The sequence below is a fragment of the Paraglaciecola sp. 25GB23A genome (assembly GCF_040012495.1).
GTDB lineage: Bacteria > Pseudomonadota > Gammaproteobacteria > Enterobacterales > Alteromonadaceae > Paraglaciecola.
Genome location: NZ_JBDYKM010000004.1, coordinates 159,612 through 175,050, shown reverse-complemented (window position 1 = coordinate 175,050; position 15,439 = coordinate 159,612). Strand labels below are relative to the sequence as shown.

The window sequence follows — 15,439 nt, the reverse complement described above, 5'->3', positions numbered from 1 at the left end:
TATGAAATACGGTAAGCGGATACTCGTTATATCCCACGGTCATCCCGATATAAAAAAAGGCGGTGCTGAAGTAGCGTCTTATAATTTTTTCAAAGAGTTAGAATCAAGAGGAGAGGATGCTTTTTATTTGGCATGTTCCGAGCAGTTGCCGCATGGTGGCACATCTTTTTCTGCACATAATTCATCAAGGGAGATATTATTTCATACAAAAATTGAAGATGGTTTTTTGTACTCAAATTATGTTTCTCGGGCATTATGGAAAGAGTTCAAGGACTTGCTTGAAATCTTGTCACCTGATGTTATCCATTTTCATCATTATGTAGGTATGGGCATTGAAGCTTTAGAAGTAGCAAGACGCACACTAGCAAATGTAAAAATCGTTTTGACCTTGCATGAGTATCTTGCCATATGCCACAACAAAGGCTTAATGATTAAGACCAATAGTGCCCTTTGTTATAGGGCGTCACCGAAAGATTGTTCAAGTTGCTTTCCTGATAAAAGTCCTGCTGACTTTTTTTTACGGGAAAAATATATTAAACGCATTCTGAACAATGTGGATAAATTTATTGCGCCATCTAATTTTTTAAAAAACAGATATGTTGAGTGGGGAATAGATGAAACAAAAATATCTGTTATTGAAAACGGATTATCAACTTCAACGATATCGACAAAATTAAATATTGGTGGAGAGGACCGAATACGTTTTGCTTTTTTTGGTCAATTAAATCCCAATAAAGGTGTTGAAATTTTGCTTGAAGCGATAAGTAAGTTACCCAAAAAAATTCAAAGAAAGGCTATTTTTGATATATATGGTGCTAATCTTTCATTCCAACCTAGTTTGTTTCAAGAAAGAATAAGTGAATTGCTTGAAAAATTAAAAAACATTGTCTCGTATCACGGCGCATATGAGCAGGATATGATGTCAAAGTTGATATCGAGGACAGACTGGGTAATCGTACCTTCTACTTGGTGGGAAAACTCGCCTATGGTTATTCAAGAAGCGTTTCAGCACAAAGTACCTGTAATTGTGAGTGACATTGGCGGAATGGCTGAAAAAGTAGAGCACGGAAAGACCGGTTTACATTTTATGACTGGAAGCTCAGTCGATTTAGTAGATGTAATAACCTACGCAGTCAATAATCATTCTAATAGAAAAGAATTTGTCGATGCGATCGATGAACGACTCTCAGTAAAACAAGTAGTAGAACAACATTTTGTACTCTACGGGTAATTTAAATGCCTGTTTGCAGAACTGTAGTGTGTTCTAATGTTGTTTGTTGCAGATAACTGTAAATTTTGTAGTCAAAGTGAGCAAGTTCACGATAGGTAATTTTATTGTTACGATTAGAATTATGCATGTTTTACATATGAATATTAGTCGATAGTAGAATGTTTAATAGAGATGCATCTTGAGTAAAAAAATTTTTATTCATGTTGGTCCACCCAAAACCGGTACATCAGCTGTACAAAAATGGTTTAGTGACAACACGAAATTGCTAAGTAAAGAAGGGGTATATTATCCTTCTCATGACGTCGATCAGAATGGGGTTAGCTCTGGAAATGTGAGTTTACTCTATGACGTTAACAACGAAAAACAAATAGAATTAAATCAAGAACGTTTGGAAAAATTACTAACTGAATTTGAAAATAGTGAGTTTCAAACTTTATTTCTATCTTCAGAGTTCTTTTTTAGAGCAATGCTTGAACTAAAAAGTCACATACCGCAGGCTAAGTTTATAGCTTATGTTCGAAATCCAATGGAAATAAAGGAGTCTAGCTACAATCAGTCCGTCAAGCGCCATTTTCAAAAACAAATTTTGAATGCTGGAAGGAGTAAACGGCTACCTTTTATGGATAGGTTTGTCAATTTTAAGAACCAATATGGAACTGACGATTTGGTTTTGAGATTGTACGGCGCTAAATATTTTAAATACGGCAATATAGTCAGTGATATTTTGCATATCTTCGGTATCGAGTTTAATGTAGACCTTCCTCTTGTAAACAGTTCCTACCAATTTGAAGCGCTCGAATTTAAACGGTGGTTAAACCAATTTGAACTTGAAAAACATCAAGTTGTTGTTGACCGCGCTTTGCAAGCGTATAAAAGTGGCACCGCTTCATATTCTTTGATTTCAACAGAGCAGTATATAGACGATAATCTACATTATTCAAAGGTTATAGAGGGCTATGCGCTAGAGTTAGAGACAGATAATCTGGCTCCATTGGTTTCTGATATGAAAAATGTCAAAACCAAAAACTATTTAGTACAAAAATTAGATGAAAAGTCTTTTCGTTCTGTTTGTGATTTTCTTCAAAGCACTCTAAAAGTTGATTATTATTTGCTCATACAAGATGTGAAAAATTCTGAACCTAAGCAGGGCGATGAATATTATCAAATTTTTATTAATTCTTGTGAGGATAAGTATAAATTTATTCACTTACACATGCTTATCCAAAGCAAAGTGAAGAGGCTTATTAATTCACTTAAAAGAAGAATTAAATTTTCAGTTAAATTTTTTTACGGAAATAAGTAAATAATAATGTGTGAAGTTAATTTGTAGTGGATAAAAAATACCCTCGAAGGCAAATCATGCGTTTAGTGAAATATGCCATAGGACTGTTTCCTGATAATGTCAAAGCCAAATTTCGCAAAAATCTTTGGTTACATAGTACATATGCTAAGCTTCTGCAACGCTCTGGCTTGTTTTATGGATTTCCAAGCCCTGAAAAATTACAAGTTCTTTACATGAACACAATAAGGCGACAATCCCAAGAAATAGACTCATTGTTGCTGAAATCCGATTGTAAACAGAAGATTGATGTGGTTTTAGTGTTGCTGGGTGATATGAAAAAAGGAAAAGAGACTCTTTATGATCTTTACTTGGAAGAGCGAATTCACACTATATATATCTTTAGTGCTGAAGAGAATGAACCATTTTTAAGTCAAGGTATTACTTCGCCAAAAAACACCATAAAACTAACTACCTTTGACCAAATGGATGAGAATAGTGGCCGCCCTCTGTTGATGATACGAAGTGGCGATAAATTGCATCCAGCAGCAATCCCTATTTTCCTACAAAAGCAGTCTGAGCTTAATTTAAACGATGCTATTTTGTATTGCGATTGTGATTATTTAGATGATAACGGTAAACGCTACAATGCTGAATTGTTGCCTGATTGGAACCCAGATTTGCAGCTGAGTACTGGATACATTAAAACAGCCGTTTTTCTCTATGGGCAAGCTCTGATTGGCGACTTAATTTGTTTTTTAAGGCAGACACAGGCAAAAAATTTAATTCCAAATTGGCTTGCGTCAGTTTATTTAACCAAGCTTGATGTGCAGATTGAACACCTTGCTTATACTTTGCTGCATCAATCGCCCAAATTTCTGAGTGACTGGGATTTGAACTTACCTGAGTCAAGTAAAGGTTACTTTTCAACGATTGCCAATGAAAGCCCTGGTGTCACTTCATTGCAGTGGAACCATTTGGCCAATAATTTAGTTTCGCTTATTATTCCAACTAAAAATTCACATGATTTGGTTGAAAAGTGTATTAATTCAATTTTGACAAAAACTAGCTATAAAAATTTTGAAATATTACTGATAGATAATAACTCTGACGATTCTGAAAGTTTAAAATACTTCGATGAGCTTAATAAACACCCTCAGATTAGAGTGTTGAAGTTTCCGTATCCTTTCAATTATTCAGCCATTAATAATTTTGCAATGGAGCATGCGACCGGCGACATAATTGGTTTGGTTAATAACGATGTGGAAGTTATCACGCCTGATTGGTTGTCGTTAATGGTTGGGCATGTACTTAGAGACGATATTGGCTGTGTTGGCGCAAAACTGCTTTACCCTGACGGACGAATTCAGCACGCAGGGGTTGTGATGGGATACGGCGGTGGAGCAGGACATGCTCACAAATACTTTCCTCGTTATCACCCAGGCTATATGAATCGACTTGTTGCATCACATAATTTCAGTGCAGTCACGGCCGCATGTTTGTTAGTCAAAAAAGCTGACTACCAAGCTGTCGGTGGTTTAGATGAAAAAAATTTAACCGTGGCTTTTAATGATGTGGATTTTTGTCTAAAGGTATTGCAGTTAGGTAAACGAAATTTATATTGTGCTGAAGCTGAACTTTTTCACCACGAATCGGTGTCGCGAGGGCTCGACCTTAGCGAAGAAAAACGTCAGAGGTTTGAAAACGAATTAAGCTATATACAAACTAAATGGTCGAGTTATATAAAAAAAGACCCTGCCTATAATTCTAACTTAACATTACGTAGAGAAAACTTTGCTATTCGAGATTGAATATTTGAGTTTAGGGCCTGAAAAGCGATTACGCTTTTGTTGATGAAAAATCGAATTACTTTGTTATACTGCGCGGCTATTCAATCAGTGCTTAATATGAGTCAGTTCTCATTTGTGAGTTAGCTAAACTTTTCTAGGTTTTTTAATAATTTGACAAGTAAATTTTCTGTATTGTTCGAAGCTGAACCGCATCATTCGTTTGATCTCGTGGTTGCAATGGCTGTTTACAGCCAAGACCGGTTAAGTTGGGTTGAACAAGCTGTGTTTAGTGTTCTAAATCAAACATATGAAGATTACTTTTTTGTTATTGTTATTGATGGCCAAGTTAGTGAAGAAATATTTTCCTTCCTGAACTGTTTTTCACAAGATAATGGTAATGTTGTTTTGGTTACTAGTGAGAAAAATGTTGGTTTAAGTTGTTGCATGAATTTTGTTATCGATTGGGTGACAGCAAATCCAAAGCTTAGCTCTATCGAATACTTTTTCCGTATGGATTCAGACGATATTTCTTTACCCAGTCGCTTTTTGAGTCAAATTTCATATTTTGAGAATAATCCTAATGTCGATGTACTTGGTACTTCTTTAATCGAAATTAATGAAGAAGGTAAAAGGGTGGGTAAGCGTAAATTACCTGCTTCTCATGGGGAAATTTTACGTGTTTTCCCCCGTAGATGTGCTATCAATCATCCGACGGTAGCCATTCGTTTTAGAGTTTTCTCTGCAGGTTTTAGATACAGAGAAGAATTAAAAAACACTCAGGATTATTTTTTCTGGACCGACTTGATAGCTGCAGGTTACCGGTTTGCTAATCTTCCTGAACCTTTGTTAGAATTCAGACGAGTCAATGATTTCTATAAACGACGTGGTTTAAGTAAATCATTAAATGAATTTAAAGCACGCTTTTATACAATGAAAAAATTAAATCGGTATACAATGGGCAATGTGGTTTATGCCTTTGCGGTATTAGTGTTGCGTTTAATGCCTGCAAAAATTGTAAAATTGGCATATAAACTGGACCGTTATTTATTAAATAGGTGGGTAAAACACGAGTGATTGGCGCGACCATAATTTTGTACAAGCCAGATATGGATGTTACGCGCCAACTTATACAGTCTGTTATTGATCAGATTGATGTGGTCAGTATCATCGATAACTCACCTGAACCTACCCCTATTGAATTCCCCAGCACCAACTTTCACTATCATCATTTTCCTAACAATATTGGCATTGCTGCCGCTCATAACGTCGGGCTAACAGATTTGAAATCTGCTGGCTGTGAATACGGTCTATTACTCGATCAAGATAGTGCTATTGACGACGATTTTGCCTTCAGATTATCCAGTCTGATGGTGGCTTCAAAAATCGAGAAAAGACCTTTGGTGGCCATTGGGCCTAGAATTATCTGTTCGTTTTCTGAGAAATCTGTCAAACCTAGGGTACAACGCGAAATCTCCGTTTATGATGAGTTGGTCTGCGTAACTCAAATTATTTCCTCAGGCATGATGATTGACCTATCTAAACTCGACAGTATTGGGTTTAAAGAAGAAGGTTTATTTATTGACGGCGTTGACCATGAGTGGTGTTGGCGTGCGAGAACCAAAAATTTACTGGTCGCTATTGCTGAAAATATCGAAATGGTGCATCGCTTGGGGGATTCACGCAGTAAATTTGCGGGGATCACCTACAAGGTTGGGTCTCCCATACGTTTGTATTATCAATTTCGTAATATATTATTACTCGCCAGACGCGGTTATGTGCCGTGGTATTGGAAGTTGCGCAATATTCTAGTGTTACCCATTCGATTTATGGCGAATGCCTTGTTGCAAGAAAATAGATTGGCCAGAATTCGCTACATGTTATGTGGCATATGGGATGGTATTTTTAAAAGACAGGGCGCTTTTAACGAACATTGGTAGTCAATTTGGGCGCTGAGAATGTTTATTCGCTTTTGCCGCCACAAATGACAGATTTTTATTGGAAAGTTGTTAATACATTTTGTAATGTAACGTTCAAATGGTAATGTTTTAATTTGACTCTAACGTCGTACCGAAAAATTATAAGAGAAGGGAGCTAGCAGGTGAAAGTAACAGTATTTGGAATCGGTTATGTGGGCTTGGTGCAAGCTGCCGTTATGGCGGAAGTAGGCCATGACGTGGTGTGTATTGATGTAGACCAAGCTAAGGTGGATAAGTTAAAGCAAGGTCATATTCCTATTTTCGAACCTGGTTTAACCCCTTTGGTTAAGTCGAACTATGAAGCTGGTCGAGTTGATTTTACTACCGACGCTGCTCGTGGTGTTGAGCATGGTGAAGTTATTTTTATTGCTGTGGGTACGCCGCCTGATGAAGATGGCTCTGCTGACCTAAAATATGTTTTAGCGGTGGCAGAAACGATTGCTACGCATATGCTTAAACATAAGGTCATTATTAATAAGTCAACGGTGCCAGTCGGTACCGCGGATCGGGTCAAAGCCAAGGTTACTGCGACGTTAGAAAAACTAGCTAAAAATGTTACTTTCGATGTAGTTTCAAACCCTGAGTTTCTTAAAGAGGGCGCTGCAGTTAATGACTGTATGCGACCTGATCGTATCATCCTAGGAACGGATAGCGCGAAAGCTGAAAAGAAATTACGTGAATTATACTCTCCGTTTAATCGTAATCACGACAAGATCATCGTGATGGATATTCGTAGTGCTGAATTAACTAAATATGCCGCCAACTGTATGTTAGCCACTAAAATTAGTTTTATGAATGAGATGGCTAATTTAGCTGAACTATTTGGTGCTGATATCGAAAATGTGCGTAAAGGCATCGGTTCTGACCCGCGGATCGGTTATCAATTTATTTATCCCGGTTGTGGTTATGGTGGGTCATGTTTCCCCAAAGATGTGCAAGCCTTGGTGCGCAGTGCGCAAGGTGTGGGTTACACCGCACAAGTATTAGAAGCCGTAGAAGCGGTTAACTATGCGCAAAAAGAAAAATTATTTGAATATATTATGCGCCATTTTGGTGGTGATGTTTCAGGCAAGACGGTTGCCTTGTGGGGCTTATCGTTTAAGCCTAATACTGACGATATGCGAGAAGCATCGAGCCGAGTATTAATGGAGAAGTTGTGGGCAGCAGGCGCTAAGGTTAAGGCCTATGACCCAGAAGCGATGGAAGAAACACAGCGTATTTATGGTAATCGTCCAGAATTATCTTTGATGGGGACTAAAGAATCTGCCTTAGAAGGGGCTGATTTTCTTGTGATTTGTACTGAGTGGCAGGCGTTCAGAGCCCCTGATTTTGAGTTAATAAAAAGTAAGCTGAGCTCACCGCTAATATTTGATGGTCGTAATTTATTTGAGCCTCAAATGATGGTGGAATACGGATTGCATTATTACGCAATTGGGCGCGGATTATCTATTAAGGAGCAGTAAAATGGGACAAGTTAAAAAAGCGGTTATTCCGGTTGCAGGTTTAGGCACTAGAATGTTACCCGCCACCAAGGCCATTCCTAAAGAAATGTTGCCGGTAGTGGATAAGCCACTGATTCAATATGTGGTAACTGAATGTGTGAATGCTGGGATTAAAGAAATTATTTTGGTTACACACGCCAGTAAAAACAGCATTGAAAACCATTTTGATACCAGTTTTGAATTGGAAGCGACCTTGGAAAAAAGGGTCAAGCGTCAGTTGCTTGAAGCCGTGCAGGCTATTTGTCCTAAAGATGTGACGATTATGCATGTACGCCAAGGTGTGGCTAAAGGCTTAGGGCACGCAGTCTTGTGTGCACGACCTATGGTTGGCGATGAGCCTTTTGTAGTGGTATTGCCTGACGTTATTATTGATGAGTACACCAGCAATCCTAAAAAAGACAACCTTGCTGATATGGTGGCAAAGTTCAACACCAGCGGCGTAAGCCAAATTATGGTTGAGCAAGTGGCTGAACAAGATGTCAGTAAATACGGTATCGTCGATTTAGAAGGTTTGCAGCTGAAGCCTGGCGAGTCTGGAAAAATGTACAACATGGTTGAAAAACCAGATTTAGAAGACGCACCTTCTAATTTGGCTGTAGTGGGGCGTTATGTATTGTCCGGTGAAATCTGGGGCTTGTTAGAGTTTACCCCACCTGGCGCAGGTGATGAAGTTCAGTTGACTGATGCTATTTCAACCTTGATGAAAACCGAGCAGGTTGATGCGTATTACATGAAAGGCCGCAGCCACGATTGTGGTAGTAAGCTGGGATACATGACCGCTAATGTGGAATATGCCTTACGTCATCCTGAATTAGGCACTGAGTTTAAAGCTTTTTTGAAAAATTTAGAGCTGTAGTTACTGTTATAAAGTAGCTCGGCAATAAAGGTTGCCGAGCTACTTACTCCCTTCAAAGACTAACTTGATCTTTCATCTTCTCTAGCATTTTTTTACCAACGCCTTTTACTTCTGCAATTTGCTCTAAAGAAGTAAAATTGCCGAACTGTTTACGGTATTCAATGATAGCCGCGGCCTTTTTACTACCCACACCAGGCAATGCAGTCAGCTCTTCTAAACTTGCAGTGTTGATATTGATTTTTTGCATTTTCATTTGCTCCATCTTGGCCTTGTCTGCAACAGGCTGGGCGAAGACGAGGGGCGAAACTGAAAATAAAAACGTAGCGGAAAGAAGTAAAACAGGAATGAGTTTTTTCATAAATAATCCTTATTAATAGATCCTTGATGATGCAAATGCATCAAAGAAACATTAGTTCAGACTTTTAGATTGGTAAAGTAAATAGGCTTAAAAAATTTAAAAGAGTGTGATTGGTATAAGATGCCGACCGTATTTGTCGGCACCTTTTCTACAATTTAAAGGCGTTCTAACAAGGCTTGAGTAAAGTCACTAGTGCCGTGTACACCACCTAGATCACGCGTGGTTCTGTCACCAGATTCAATAACATCTTTAAGTGCATGTCTTATTTTATCGGCTTGTTCACCCATTTTTAAGTATTCAAGCATTTGTACCGAAGCCAAAATAACTGAGGTTGGGTTGGCTAAGTTCTTTCCTGCAATATCAGGAGCTGAACCATGTACGGCCTCAAAAATGGCGCAGTCAGTACCGATATTTGCACCTGGCGCCATACCTAAACCACCGACCAAACCAGCACAGAGGTCTGACAGTATGTCACCAAATAAATTGGTGGTAACAATCACATCGAATTGATGAGGATTCATCACTAACTGCATACAGGCGTTATCTACGATCATCTCATTAGATTCAATATCAGGGTAACGCTGCGCGACTTCGCGGGCGACTTTCAAAAACAAACCAGAGGTTGATTTTAAGATATTGGCTTTGTGCACTGCGGTGACTTTTTTACGATTGTCACGGCGGGCCATTTCGTAAGCGTATACTAAGATACGTTCGGCTCCGGCACGGGTAATAACGCTTTTAGCTTCTGCATGGCTGCCATCGGCCGACACAGTTTGGCCAAGTCCACAATACATGCCTTCGGTATTTTCACGCACAGTCACAATATCAATATCTTGATAGCGCGCCTTAGTACCTTTAAATGAAATGACTGGGCGTAAGTTAGCATACAGCTGAAACTTTTTACGCAAACTAACATTGATTGAGGTGAAACCTTCGCCTACGGGGGTCGTTAGAGGTCCTTTGAGCGCGACTTTATTTTTTGCAATTAGATCTAAGGTTTCTTGGGGCAATAATTCACCATGATTCTCCAAGGCCATTAGTCCTGCATCAGCAAAGTCATATTCGAAATCACAGCCGACTTTATCAAGTACTTGCAAGGCTGAGTCTATAATATCGGGACCGATCCCATCTCCACGGATGACGGTTATTCTTTGCTTAGTCATAATTGTTCCTGTCGTTTAAGAAATAATGTAGATGTAGAGTATTGTTATTGTGCTGGCATATACCAAATTTAGGCCGCGTTTATACCATAAAACCCTCGTGTTTTCTAGCTCAGAGACAAATTGCTCAGGCGTTAAAACTACAAAAAACTTGGTTTTTAAGGGCTATTTCTGTGCGTAGTTGAGTGAATTGTTGGGTTTCTAGCTTTAACTGTCTTAAGGCATTCTGTTCAAATAATGCGGTTTGTTTACATTCAGGGGCTTGAGCAAAATAAATTTTTCTCGCAGCAATTAGTGCTAAACCAATAATATTGAGCATGGGGTTGGTTGTAGGTTTTAGCGTATCTTGCCAAGTATGACTAAAGAGTTGCTGTAATACTGTGAGCACTTGTGGTGGTTGCTGCCACGCTTTAGCTAACTTGATTGGGAATTGACTGAACTGTTCAGCTTGTTGCAAACGAAACAGGTGGCTCAATTTGTAGTGTTCGTCTGGGTGCAACTGCCAATGAAGACGCGTTCTGATGCTAGGTGCAATAAAGTAATAAGAGACAGCAAATAAACACACAGTTGAAGCCAAATCACTGGCGTTTTTACCACTGAGTTTGGCCAACTCATCTGCGGTAAAACAAAACAACTGGGTGAAATTAAGCAATTTATTTTGCAGTGGAAAAACGTCTTGAGTCAGCCTAGACAATAAACAATGTTGAAGTAGTGCTTGATAGGAACGATCAAAGCCATTCATCAATAAACCATGACGTGAGCTTATAATCGGTAACATTAAGCGACTGTTGGCACTGGCGATGTTTTGCAATTGTGCTGAAAAGGCTTGTTCTTGTTCGAGTATATCGACGATTTTATCAACATTAGGCAAGGTTGAGCTTAGTTCGGTTTGTATGGCAATAAGACTGTGGGGCACGGTGCTTAAACTGGTTTTGTTGCTCCATGGACTAATAATCTTGGCTGTTGAACTCTCTGCGTTTTGAGTCGATATTGCCCAGTACTCTTTGAGTTTATTGCTGTTTGTTATCCTGAGTGCGGGGTAAAGTTGAGTGATCTTGGTCTGTGGCACTAGGCGCATAGAGTGCTGATTCACTGGTTCATTATCTGGCGCAAGTGCAATAAGCAAAAGCTTATTTGACTGCAAAGCTAAACAAAGTTGCCTTTCATCATGCTCGTCTGCTACGCAGGACCCGGGGGGGAGCACTGAGGGGTAGCTTAGCAACGGCCGTAAGCTTGGGTACCAATTTTGTGGCGCGCCGAGACACACTTTTTTAAGCGCCAGAGCAAAGTTGTCGGGTGCTTTAGCTTGGTCGCTGGTGGTTAATTTAGCTAACTGTACCGCAATAAATAAGACTGAATGCAGCCTATCTAATGTGGCTAGATGATTTTTACCTATATCGATAGACCGTACGAGATAGTTATTAATTTTTAAGCCATGGCGACATATTTGCCAACGAGGAGACTGAAAAAGGACAAATAACGCGTGGCCGGGAAAGGTCCTAGCTGTGTGCGTTTTTTTCGTTTTGTGGGTGAGAGGAATATAAGCACTTTGACAAATAGCCGCAATGAGAAGTTGTTGATGCACCGCATCATCTAATTTGTTGCGACTGGCTAATAGGCAAGTGTAAACCAGAATATTAAAACTCAAGTTGAGTGATGAAGCATAATCAACTTTGTGTAACTGTGGTTGCGCAAATAGTAGGTCTGGCTTAGCTTTTGCAAAACTAAGCCAGTCTTTGGCAAACAAGTTAAGGCGATTGCTTAAAGTGGCTTCAAACGGTGGATTTTGCAGCTCAGTTTGCAGTTGCTCTAGCTGTTGGTAAAGTTGAACGATGGACGAGTGGCTGAACTCATCCATCTATATAACTTTGGTAGGCGCTGTCTCCCCATGCAATTAGCTGGTCGTTGACAAATAGTAAGGGCGTACACTCGTCCACTGTGGTAATGCCATCTGCCTGTTTGTGTTGAGTACGATAAAACATCACCTGCATTTCTTTACCATCAAGGCGCTTGGCTTCAGTAATATCTGGGCTGCCTAACAGCGCGAGAATATCTTGCTTTTTTAAACCAAGTTCAATTTTTGTAATTTGAATCTTGTTATATTCTTCGCGGTCTTTCCAATCCATATCTTGTGGTTTGTCTGGGTAAAACATCAATACGGCGACCACAAATACCGCATATAAAAACACGCCTATCCCTATTCTTACTGCAATTTTATTATTCATTTTTATCTAATTCAGTCATTGTGCACTAACAAAGTGTATTTTATTTAACCTTGATAAGGTAATTATTAAGCGTAAAATTTTGTGACTTTAGCTCAAATACACTTAGCAATATTATTTTACTACTTTATAACAAGGTTGATATTCAGTACCGGGTAACTTCATGCGTTGTTGTTTAACAAAAGATTCTAGCAAGGTGTCCATCAAATCCATCAAGTCAGCGTCGCCGTGCAGTATAAATGGACCATTTTCTCTAATCAATTTAACGCCTTCAGCTTTTACATTACCCGCTACAATGCCAGAAAATGCTTTACGCAGTGAGGCGGCTAATTCGGCTTTAGGTTGGTCAAAATGTAAATTTAACCCAGACATATTAGCGTGGTTAGGAATGAAAGGAAGCTGAAATTCTGGTGAAATTTTCAATGACCAATTGTAATCAAATGAATCGCCTTTTTCACGACGGTAATTTCTGACCAAACTTTGCTTTTGCTTGATGGTACTGGCAACTTTAGCCGCATTTCCAACGATAATTTCATAAAGATTTTGTGCTTCTTTACCGAGGGTTTTGCCAATAAAACTATCAAGTGATTCGAAATACCCTTTACTTTGTTCAGGTCCGGTGAGGATGATAGGTAATACTTGTTCTTTGTTTTGCTGATTGAGCATGATACCAATGAGGTAGAGTAGCTCTTCAGCTGTGCCTGCACCGCCGGGGAAAATAACAATGGCATGAGCCATTCTGACAAAGGCTTCTAAGCGTTTTTCAATATCAGGCATGATCACCAGTTCGTTTACTATGGCATTGGGTGGTTCTGCGGCAATAATGCTTGGCTCGGTAATACCTAGGTAGCGGCCCGTTTTATAACGTTGTTTGGCATGGCCTATGGTGGCCCCTTTCATTGGTCCTTTCATGGCACCTGGCCCGCATCCAGTACAAATATTGAGTTCTCTTAAACCTAATTGGTAGCCTACTTCCTTGGTGTATTGATATTCTGTTTCACCAATAGAATGGCCACCCCAACACACTACTAGGTTAAGCTCACCAGTATTTTTAAGCACCTGGGCATGTCTCAGCATGTCAAACACCGAACTGGTGATATAGGGGCTATCTATGCCGTCTAATGGCGACTTAAAGGTATACTTGGTACCAATGTGCAGCAGATCGCGCAGTACAGCGAAGATATGCTCATGTACCCCTTTGATTAATTTGCCATCAACAAATGCCAAGGCTGGTGGGTTGATTAATTCAATTTTTACGCCGCGTTCACGACAAATTAATTTAATGTCAAAGTCATGATGAGGTTCAAAAATATTTTCACAGTTGTCTATTTCAGCGCCACTATACAGCACCGCTAAGCAGCAGTTTCTGAATACCTGATAAAGCTCTCCATCGGCCGAGTTGCTTAATGAATCAACTTCAATCTGAGATAATTGACTCATCGAGCCTAGGGGGTTTAGCTGGATACTGTGCATATTGAGATCTCTTTAATGATGGAGAGTAAGGGTCTTAAACTAGGCGACAAGTTTTGCTGAGGTATTATCATTGTCTCGCTAACCTAAACTCAGGATAAATACTTTCAAAATTACTACGAAACGGGTTGATATCTAAACCACCTCGGCGAGTATAGCGCGCATACACCGTTAGTTGCTCTGGTGCGCAATACTGCATAATGTCACAAAATATTCTTTCAACACATTGCTCATGAAATTCATTGTGTTTTCTGAATGAAATTAAATAACGCAGTAGCGAATCATGATTTATTTTTTTACCCTTGTAGCGAATAAATACGCTACCCCAATCGGGTTGGTTAGTGATCAGGCAATTAGATTTTAATAAATCACTACAAATACTTTCTTCAAGCCATTCATCTTGGGTGGTTAATAGCGCTGGATTGAGCTGATACTCGTTTATTTCGATATCTAATTCATCAATAGACACAGCCTGTAAAGTCGACATAACAAGTGAGCTAAAATCTTTTGGACTGACAAGATTAACTTTTACTTGGGCCTGAGCACATAGAGATAAGTCTTGCTGTATCACCGACTGGACTTGTTCTAAGGATTCATATTGAGTTTGGTTGAAGCTATTGAGATACAACTTAAATGACTTTGATTCAATTAAATTGGCCGATGACGCAGGCACTTCACATTGTAATATGGCAACTTGCGGTTTACCTTTGGGGTTAAGCCAAGACAATTCGTACCCTGTCCAGCGATCTACCCCGCTAAAAGGAAGTTCATCAAATAGCTCAATTTCTTCTCTATTTAAACTTCTAGGCACGCCTTGTAATAGTTCAGGTGCATAGGTTTCGTGGTATTCGGTAATTTTTCCGAGGCTCAAATTGTTTAAAATGGCATTTTTATCGGTGCTGCTCGCCATGTACTCACTCTTAAATCATTGTTTGCAAAATATTTGAGAGTTTAGCCTACATCATAAATGACTAGAACATTTGGATCGGTTATTTTGTTATTTATATTACAGATGTTGATGAGAAGGGTTATGGATCAAGAAATAAGTGATGCCTTGGATGGGTTTGTACATCGGTTTTTACAAAAAGTACAAAGTGAGAAAGAAGAGTTGTTGATTGAATTTGACTCGCAATGGCCCTCTTTATGTTATTTACAGCAAGCCACTGAAGGAGATGAGGTTAAGTGGCAGCCTGTGCGACAAAGTCATGCAGTGGATTGGTCGGCCTTTGAAACTGCCCTAGAGATTTGTTTACACCCCAGTATCAAATATTATTTTGGCTGTTATTGGAGCGATAATTTAGCGGCCAAACATGACTTTGGGCAACTAGAACTTATTCAGGTTTGGAATGAGGCAGATATTGAGCGTCTGCAACAAAACCTGATAGGCCATATATTGATGAAAAGACGCTTAAAACAAAGCGAAACCCTGTTTTTTGCCCTTACGGATGAAGAGGATGAGATCCTTTGTATTAATAATGTCACTGGTGAAGTCGTGCTTGAGCAGGTTGGGTTAGAACCTAAAAAAGTGATCGCCTCTGATATGGCAAGTTTTATCTTGTCCATTGAGCCTTGTATAAAAAAGCGCAGCACATAGG

The 15,439-nt window shown here is 39.3% G+C and carries 14 protein-coding genes; 8 read left to right on the top strand and 6 right to left on the bottom strand.

The features are described from left to right. Nucleotide 1: 1 nt before the first annotated feature. The 7 genes from ABKW31_RS09965 to galU all read left to right on the top strand — a co-directional run bounded on the left by ABKW31_RS09965 (nucleotide 2) and on the right by galU (nucleotide 8,634). Entirely contained in the window at nucleotides 2–1,231 is a 1,230-nt protein-coding gene (locus tag ABKW31_RS09965; RefSeq protein ID WP_348616190.1) for a glycosyltransferase family 4 protein, read from the top strand. Between the two features lie 178 nt (nucleotides 1,232–1,409). Continuing rightward, nucleotides 1,410–2,534 (top strand): hypothetical protein, encoded by a 1,125-nt coding sequence (locus ABKW31_RS09960; protein ID WP_348616189.1) that lies wholly within the window; start codon nucleotides 1,410–1,412, stop codon nucleotides 2,532–2,534. A 56-nt stretch (nucleotides 2,535–2,590) separates the two neighbouring features. Further along, complete coding sequence (locus tag ABKW31_RS09955) at nucleotides 2,591–4,321, top strand: glycosyltransferase family 2 protein (RefSeq protein ID WP_348616188.1); 1,731 nt, start codon at nucleotides 2,591–2,593, stop codon at nucleotides 4,319–4,321. 150 nt (nucleotides 4,322–4,471) lie between these two features. After that, nucleotides 4,472–5,374 carry a glycosyltransferase gene (locus ABKW31_RS09950; protein WP_348616187.1) on the top strand — a complete coding sequence of 301 codons (903 nt, stop codon included), beginning with the start codon at nucleotides 4,472–4,474 and terminating at the stop codon, nucleotides 5,372–5,374. Beyond that, nucleotides 5,371–6,237 (top strand): glycosyltransferase family 2 protein, encoded by an 867-nt coding sequence (locus ABKW31_RS09945; RefSeq protein ID WP_348616186.1) that lies wholly within the window; start codon nucleotides 5,371–5,373, stop codon nucleotides 6,235–6,237. The genes ABKW31_RS09950 and ABKW31_RS09945 overlap by 4 nt, the downstream gene beginning before the upstream one ends. 161 nt (nucleotides 6,238–6,398) lie before the next feature. After that, nucleotides 6,399–7,739, top strand: a complete 1,341-nt coding sequence (locus ABKW31_RS09940) for a UDP-glucose/GDP-mannose dehydrogenase family protein (protein WP_348616185.1) — start codon at nucleotides 6,399–6,401, stop codon at nucleotides 7,737–7,739. A gap of 1 nt (nucleotide 7,740) precedes the next feature. After that, the gene (gene galU, locus ABKW31_RS09935; RefSeq protein ID WP_348616184.1) at nucleotides 7,741–8,634 is read left to right on the top strand and encodes a UTP--glucose-1-phosphate uridylyltransferase GalU; all 894 of its coding nucleotides are present in this window, start codon (nucleotides 7,741–7,743) and stop codon (nucleotides 8,632–8,634) included. A gap of 52 nt (nucleotides 8,635–8,686) precedes the next feature. Here the strand turns inward: galU and ABKW31_RS09930 are convergent, their stop codons facing one another. The 6 genes from ABKW31_RS09930 to queF all read right to left on the bottom strand — a co-directional run bounded on the left by ABKW31_RS09930 (nucleotide 8,687) and on the right by queF (nucleotide 14,754). Next, on the bottom strand, nucleotides 8,687–8,992 hold the full coding sequence (locus ABKW31_RS09930; RefSeq protein WP_348616183.1) for a helix-hairpin-helix domain-containing protein: 306 nt from the start codon (nucleotides 8,990–8,992) through the stop codon (nucleotides 8,687–8,689). Between the two features lie 155 nt (nucleotides 8,993–9,147). Continuing rightward, a complete protein-coding gene (locus ABKW31_RS09925) occupies nucleotides 9,148–10,155 on the bottom strand; it encodes an isocitrate dehydrogenase (RefSeq protein WP_348616182.1) in 1,008 nt (335 codons plus the stop codon). 124 nt (nucleotides 10,156–10,279) lie between these two features. Next, complete coding sequence (locus ABKW31_RS09920; RefSeq protein ID WP_348616181.1) at nucleotides 10,280–12,010, bottom strand: hypothetical protein; 1,731 nt, start codon at nucleotides 12,008–12,010, stop codon at nucleotides 10,280–10,282. Continuing rightward, entirely contained in the window at nucleotides 12,003–12,377 is a 375-nt protein-coding gene (locus ABKW31_RS09915) for a DUF3192 domain-containing protein (RefSeq protein ID WP_348616180.1), read from the bottom strand. The genes ABKW31_RS09920 and ABKW31_RS09915 overlap by 8 nt, the downstream gene beginning before the upstream one ends. Before the next feature lie 111 nt (nucleotides 12,378–12,488). Beyond that, a complete protein-coding gene (ppnN, locus tag ABKW31_RS09910) occupies nucleotides 12,489–13,847 on the bottom strand; it encodes a nucleotide 5'-monophosphate nucleosidase PpnN (RefSeq protein WP_348616179.1) in 1,359 nt (452 codons plus the stop codon). Nucleotides 13,848–13,914: 67 nt separating this feature from the next. Then, nucleotides 13,915–14,754 carry an NADPH-dependent 7-cyano-7-deazaguanine reductase QueF gene (gene queF, locus ABKW31_RS09905; RefSeq protein WP_348616178.1) on the bottom strand — a complete coding sequence of 280 codons (840 nt, stop codon included), beginning with the start codon at nucleotides 14,752–14,754 and terminating at the stop codon, nucleotides 13,915–13,917. A 120-nt stretch (nucleotides 14,755–14,874) separates the two neighbouring features. Here queF and syd point away from each other — a divergent pair, with 120 nt between their 5' ends. Beyond that, nucleotides 14,875–15,438, top strand: coding sequence for a SecY-interacting protein (gene syd / locus ABKW31_RS09900; protein WP_348616177.1), 564 nt, complete (start codon nucleotides 14,875–14,877; stop codon nucleotides 15,436–15,438). Nucleotide 15,439 lies beyond the last annotated feature (1 nt).

Bases quoted from the DNA above. Each gene is read 5' to 3' on its own strand.
- ABKW31_RS09965 (WP_348616190.1), top strand. From the start codon at position 2: ATGAAATACGGTAAGCGGATACTCGTTATATCCCACGGTCATCCCGAT.
- ABKW31_RS09955 (WP_348616188.1), top strand. From the start codon at position 2,591: ATGCGTTTAGTGAAATATGCCATAGGACTGTTTCCTGATAATGTCAAA.
- galU (WP_348616184.1), top strand. From the start codon at position 7,741: ATGGGACAAGTTAAAAAAGCGGTTATTCCGGTTGCAGGTTTAGGCACT.
- ABKW31_RS09930 (WP_348616183.1), bottom strand. From the start codon at position 8,992: ATGAAAAAACTCATTCCTGTTTTACTTCTTTCCGCTACGTTTTTATTT.
- ABKW31_RS09925 (WP_348616182.1), bottom strand. From the start codon at position 10,155: ATGACTAAGCAAAGAATAACCGTCATCCGTGGAGATGGGATCGGTCCC.
- ABKW31_RS09920 (WP_348616181.1), bottom strand. From the start codon at position 12,010: ATGGATGAGTTCAGCCACTCGTCCATCGTTCAACTTTACCAACAGCTA.
- ABKW31_RS09915 (WP_348616180.1), bottom strand. From the start codon at position 12,377: ATGAATAATAAAATTGCAGTAAGAATAGGGATAGGCGTGTTTTTATAT.
- ppnN (WP_348616179.1), bottom strand. From the start codon at position 13,847: ATGCACAGTATCCAGCTAAACCCCCTAGGCTCGATGAGTCAATTATCT.
- queF (WP_348616178.1), bottom strand. From the start codon at position 14,754: ATGGCGAGCAGCACCGATAAAAATGCCATTTTAAACAATTTGAGCCTC.
- syd (WP_348616177.1), top strand. From the start codon at position 14,875: ATGGATCAAGAAATAAGTGATGCCTTGGATGGGTTTGTACATCGGTTT.